We start from the raw sequence: 631 nt of genomic DNA on the forward strand, positions 1-631 counted from the left end.
CCAATGACGACTTCCGCGCGTTGGCAGCGGCTGGCATTCTAGTTCTGCTGGCAATTCTGTTAACAATCAATGCGGTAGCGATTTATCTGCGTAATCGCTATCAGAAGCGATATTAGCCTTAAGCGAAGGTAGGCAATGACGACACACGATATGGATCGGGGCAACCCGAACGCGATCGAAGCGCGCAATATGAGCGTCTACTATGGCTCATTTCGCGCGGTGAAAAACGTCAATCTGGCGATTGAGAAAAACCGGAGCACGGTATTGCGCTCGTTCAACCGCATGAACGATCTGGTACCATCGGCGCGGGTCGAGGGTGAAATCCTGTTCCACGGCGAGAATATCTATGCGCCGGGAGTCGATCCGGTGAATGTCCGCCGCCGGATCGGGATGGTCTTCCAGAAGCCGAACCCTTTCCCCAAGAGCATTTACGAGAATGTGGCCTACGGCCCGCGCATCAATGGCTGGAAGCTTTCCAAGCGCGAGATGGACGAACTGGTCGAGCGCTCGCTGCGTGGCGCGGCGCTGTGGGATGAGGTGAAGGATAAGCTTCACCAGAATGGTCTCTCGCTGTCTGGCGGCCAGCAGCAGCGTCTCTGCATCGCCCGCGCCCTTGCCGTCGAGCCGGAAG

1 protein-coding gene is annotated in these 631 nt (G+C 57.1%); it reads left to right on the plus strand.

Features of this window, described 5'->3' with window-relative positions; all coding sequences use genetic code 11:
* Positions 1-135: 135 nt before the first annotated feature.
* Positions 136-631: phosphate ABC transporter ATP-binding protein (locus tag N2041_RS14590; protein ID WP_297679339.1), on the plus strand; the 496-nt coding region annotated here is incomplete at its 3' end.

The sequence above is a fragment of the Tepidiforma sp. genome (genome assembly GCF_026419595.1).
GTDB lineage: Bacteria > Chloroflexota > Dehalococcoidia > Tepidiformales > Tepidiformaceae > Tepidiforma.